Annotated in this window: 9 protein-coding genes; all 9 read right to left on the reverse strand. The window is 39.8% G+C overall.

What is annotated here, in order from left to right; genetic code table 11:
• The coding region (locus WAO31_RS04820; protein WP_509590922.1) for a toprim domain-containing protein at positions 1-804 on the reverse strand (804 nt) is incomplete at its 3' end.
• Positions 705-1,040, reverse strand: coding sequence for a hypothetical protein (locus tag WAO31_RS04825; RefSeq protein WP_509590924.1), 336 nt, complete (start codon positions 1,038-1,040; stop codon positions 705-707). The genes WAO31_RS04825 and WAO31_RS04820, both read right to left, overlap by 100 nt.
• 38 nt (positions 1,041-1,078) lie before the next feature.
• On the reverse strand, positions 1,079-2,293 hold the full coding sequence (locus WAO31_RS04830) for a DnaB-like helicase C-terminal domain-containing protein (RefSeq protein WP_509590926.1): 1,215 nt from the start codon (positions 2,291-2,293) through the stop codon (positions 1,079-1,081).
• Complete coding sequence (locus tag WAO31_RS04835; RefSeq protein WP_509590928.1) at positions 2,286-2,594, reverse strand: hypothetical protein; 309 nt, start codon at positions 2,592-2,594, stop codon at positions 2,286-2,288. Before WAO31_RS04835 ends, WAO31_RS04830 begins: the two co-directional genes overlap by 8 nt.
• Positions 2,594-2,803, reverse strand: a complete 210-nt coding sequence (locus WAO31_RS04840; protein WP_509590931.1) for a hypothetical protein — start codon at positions 2,801-2,803, stop codon at positions 2,594-2,596. The genes WAO31_RS04835 and WAO31_RS04840 overlap by 1 nt, the downstream gene beginning before the upstream one ends.
• Before the next feature lie 257 nt (positions 2,804-3,060).
• Positions 3,061-3,597, reverse strand: coding sequence for a hypothetical protein (locus tag WAO31_RS04845; RefSeq protein ID WP_509590933.1), 537 nt, complete (start codon positions 3,595-3,597; stop codon positions 3,061-3,063).
• 161 nt (positions 3,598-3,758) lie between these two features.
• Positions 3,759-4,202, reverse strand: a complete 444-nt coding sequence (locus WAO31_RS04850) for a hypothetical protein (RefSeq protein WP_509590935.1) — start codon at positions 4,200-4,202, stop codon at positions 3,759-3,761.
• Between the two features lie 32 nt (positions 4,203-4,234).
• Positions 4,235-4,384, reverse strand: coding sequence for a hypothetical protein (locus tag WAO31_RS04855; protein WP_509590937.1), 150 nt, complete (start codon positions 4,382-4,384; stop codon positions 4,235-4,237).
• A partial coding sequence (locus WAO31_RS04860; protein ID WP_509590940.1) for a hypothetical protein occupies positions 4,384-4,873 on the reverse strand: 490 nt, incomplete at its 5' end. The genes WAO31_RS04860 and WAO31_RS04855, both read right to left, overlap by 1 nt.

Consider the following 4,873-nt stretch of genomic DNA (forward strand, 5'->3'; position numbering starts at 1 on the left):
AGCCATGTCTGCTCCAGCATCATCGTTATCAGGAATAACTATAACATTGTTAAAGTGTTTTGTCAATAGTTCTACCTGCTTTTTTGACACATTAGAGCCAAGTGTTGCAACTGCTGCAATTCCACATTGATCTAATCTAATAGCATCAAAAGAAGATTCTACTACATACACTGTATCCTGTAGTTTGGCACGATTTAGATTAAACAAAATCTTTGATTTTGGAAGTTTTGGTGTGTTCTTAAAATCTTTACCCTCTACAGATCTGCCAACGAATCCAACAAATATTTGTCCTGTTGGATCTAGGATGGGGATAGTGACCATATCCTGCTTTTCACTATAGCCAAGATAGAACCTCTCCATTGATTCTTTGGTAATCCTTCTACCCTCGAAATACGTCAAAGCCCTTGGCGACTCTAGTGCCTGATTGTTTAGTCTTTTGATAAGAACTTGATCATAAGGAACATACTCTGGCTCCTTTTCAAGAGCCTTGTCAACAGAGTCTATAATGTTTGTGTTTATTTTGGCAGACTCAACAAGCCTTGCCGATTCAAAATAACTTTTACCAGATGTGTGCATTATTAGTTCTAGCAGTGAACGTGATTCGTGACAGGAAAAACAAAAGAACGTGCCTCGTTCCTTGTTTACCTCACCAGCAGGTGTTCTGTAGTTATTATGATATGGACAGAAGATTAGATATTCTAATTCTACTTCTGATTGGATGTTGATTCCAGATCCGTTGAGGACTCTCCTGATTTGCTCTGGGGAGTATATATCGGTCTGTTCTTGTCTAGTCCGTCTATACATGCGGCATTCTTCTTTCCTATATATGATCCGTATACGCTTAATATAAATTCATAATGATTTCCTGTATATGATACCGTCCAGTCTGGGTCTATGTCAAGTCTCACGACGTATCCAGTATCTCTCATTGTTTCTTTAAGTAATCTTATATATTCTCCCCTCATACGTGGAATAAAAATATCATCAGTTATCTGTCCAGTTAACTCAAATCTCTTTATTCTTTTATGAAGGTAGTTCATATAATAAATTATACAGGATTATCTAAATTAAAGCATTTTTACTCAAAGTCCTTATAGATAAAACGACCACTATCAAAGTCTACTTGAATGACAAACTCTCCCAAGAAACCATTACGATTCTTTCTAAATACTGCCTCAAGAACATCACTATTGGCTGCGCGACCCAAGGCTAGAAGCCAGTCAGCATCATAGGCAATCTGGCGCGACCATGAGGTTTGACCAAGGGTTGGCACGCTATTCATGTCTGTCACATCATCTGGGGTTGCAGAAGAGATAGCCACAATGGGTATCTGCTCAGAAATAGCGAGCAACTTTAGTTCACGACTAAGATTTTTCATCTTAACAACTTCGTTATCTGTACGCTGATTGCTTGTCATCAAGTTTAAGTAGTCAACAAAAACAATGTCTGGCTTGTATTGATCTATCTTGCCTCGTAGAACGCTAGGGGAAACCTCTCCAATCCCATCATTAGAGATAATGTGAATGCTTGGCTTTCCCTCAAAAGTCTTCTGCATCCACTTCTTCATCATGTCAGTCTCTACGTCTCCACGAGACAACTTCCTGTGACTCCACATACCTTGACCAATAATGGCAAACACACGATTACGTACCTCAGTTTCGGTCATTTCCAAGGAAACGATTAACGGAGACTTGCCGTTCTTCCAAGCCTGAACAGCGAGGTAAAGAGCCATCCAAGACTTACCAATAGCAGGGTAAGCCAGAAGTACTCCCAATTGACCAGGCGTGATTCCTGCTGGCATATAATTGTCAAATCCTGCGAGCCCTGTATAGATTCCATGCGTGCCACTCTCCTGCATCCTCTTAACATTTTCAAAATATGCAATTGCATCATCTACGTTTGATACGTCCAAGTCTCTTGCTGTAGAGGTGATCTGCTTTAGCCTTGCTGTCTCTGACATGAGAACCTCAAGAGCAGAAGTAGAGTCCCCCTCCTGCACTTGGTTGGCAGCAGATCGTAGCATGATCTTAACGTTATCGTTTAGAAACTCTGTGCGTAGTTCATCCAAGTGGTGCTTTGTTGCTCCAGTATCCTTTATGTACTCAAAGTCTGGAAATCTCTGCTCTACTACATTAATTGGTGGAGCGGTCTGATTTTGCTCATAATAGTCACGAACAAACTCCCAGATATCTGCGTGAGTTCTTAGCATTTGACCAGCATTTGCCTGTAGCAAAACATGAATCTGCTTGTCATTTAATACTGCCGAAATAGTCTTTGCTTCTAAATTAGCCATTAATCCACTCCCTTGCTTTCTCACGCATATCTGCTCTAAATTCTTTATCTTGTCTGACTGCCTCTTCAGCAGCAATAATCTTTTCTACATTGTTTGAGTACCAAGACCATGTTGGCTTGGGGTTGATCATAAAGTAGTATCTCATGGCATCGCTCAACTGGTCAAATGTAAAAGATTCAAGCAGGCCATCTGCTGCCCACTGCTCCTTGTTCTTGTTGAGTACTGGCTTTGTAATTCCATTAATCTTACAATGCTTCTCAAACAAACTCACAAGAGCAAACCTTTCCTTACGATCTGCCATTATATATTCACAGAAGACACTGTAGCAGTTATATGATAGAAGCCCTCTTCGTCGTACCCAACATTTATGCTGGTCAACATTAGCCATTCGTCGCCGTGACTCATCTGATCAATCTTCTTAGCCACACTCTTCATAGCCTTTGATGGATTCTTGTCAAAAGCAACCACCAACTGTGCCTTCTCTGATGTTGCAATATATGCCTTACTCATCCCAACTCCTTCTTTGCCTCATTCAACTTGTTTACAAGTTCTTGTTCAACAAACGTATACACCCTGTCTGATGCTTCCTTTGTTGATTCTCCATCACGAACGTAATCTGCTACCTGACAATCAATCCTAAGTGATTGAAAGTTCCCAGTATTTAGAGTATACCCAAGTGACCACTGAACATTGGTTGGCTCCATGCCAATTCCTTCCACTAGTTTGTTCGCTATATGATAGCGCTTTTATGTGATTTTGTCAAGCACTTACAGTGTTTCAGAAAAAACTGGTATAAACTTGCCATCGTCACCCTTGACGTAGTAAATCATACCATCGCCCATTGCATATCGCAACTCCTGCTCCGTTGGAGTTTTGTTGTTTGTTACTAGGCCGTCTTTCCTTGATCTACCCATGTGGGTCTGTGCCATAAGGTTTCTGGCTTCCCATATGTGATCTTCACTGTAATAACTTAAATAATGAAATGCTCGCTCTCCATTAGGTAACTCCCCTATGGGTGGTGGAAGAAATCCATTCTTCACTAATCTTGGAATACTCTTTTTGTGATAGTTTAGCAGCAATGCTGTCTCTGAAACAGTAAACGCTCTTTTTCTTTTTCTTTTAAACTCTATTAAGTTTATTGTCATTGGCACTGCCTTTGTGCAGTTCCATAAAGATGCTATTCCTTGAGCACGGCTGATATGAGATATCCTTACAAGATCTTCATCAAGAAACCAAGTTTTTCTTCTTGGTCTTTGAATTACTGGCAGATTGAGGCTTTCGCCACCATCTTTTCCAGAAGCCATAATCTTGCTCCCTCTCCGTACTTCATGTTCTCATTGTGGTAATATCTTCTTGACCCACATCTAATACAAAATGTTTCTATATGGTTGTGTTCGGTAAATGCTCTATCAACAAACATCCTGCCGCTGCACCTTGCACAAAAAATCATAGTGCCAGAATTATATCACGTTGGGATGCCTATGGCTGTAATGTTTACCGTTGTTGTAACCTGACCAGATGAATTAAACTTTACGACTCCTTCAATTCTTGAAGTTGTTATCGATCTAATGACCACCGTAACGTCATCACCGATGTCAGAAGTACCGCGATTTACTACTGTTGCAGTGGCAATTGGTGGATACTTAAAGTCTGAAGAATATGAAAATGAGAAGGGCTTTGTTGTTCCTGCTGTAATGGATTCGTTGTTTGCAATATCTACATATCCAGCAATAATTCTTGATGCTCTTGTCTGAATGACCTGATTTCCCGCGTCTCTGGTGGACACTGTAGTGTAGTTGTATGTTGCTGATGATATTTCATTAGAAACGTCATTGATGGCATTGGCCATTTGATAAATATATGTAACATCTAGAGGCTGCCCTCTATCGGGTAATGGACTTTTTGCCATACTTAATTATATCATCCAGGCAGTGGTGGTGTTCAGTTGGGGTCAGAAATAGAAAATATTGGTGTCCAAGAGGAGAATCTGTTTCTGTCTTCAGAAACTATCCTAAACCTAACGTCATAATCTGGTCCAGTCATTCCCATTGAGGCTAGTTCTTCTGCTGTAATTATTAATTTTTTAGACATTACGAAACACCCAAGGAGTATCTAAAATCTATGTAGTTGTTTGTATTTGCTGACTTTATGATTGGATTTCCGTCATTTCTAACAATTGAATAACCAGACATCTTGTATAGTGGATTCTCTGTAGTATTGTCAATTCTAAATCCATCAAGGGCGATGAAGTGATCTGTAGACAATGCATCCAAGGAATCTGTTATTGAAACAAAGATTCTACAAATTTTAATTTCTGTTGAGGCAAAGTCTGGTGAAGAATAAAATCTTATATATGGGAGCAGTGAACTTGCTGCCTCATTGCTTCGATCAATGTTTTGAGATATTTCCATAGATGAGACAAAGTATCTATTAACATCAAGAACAGATCCAGGAACGTAGATTTGTGCCTTTGCATATGCATTTGTATCAGTTACCTCGTTTTTAAAGAATTCCATCAAGATCTTTACATCACTTACTGCATCATCCCCTGCTGCATTTCTATCAACCATGGAGAATGCT

Origin of the sequence: Rhodoluna sp. (assembly GCF_049276775.1) — a bacterium.
Taxonomy (GTDB): Bacteria; Actinomycetota; Actinomycetes; order Actinomycetales; family Microbacteriaceae; genus Rhodoluna.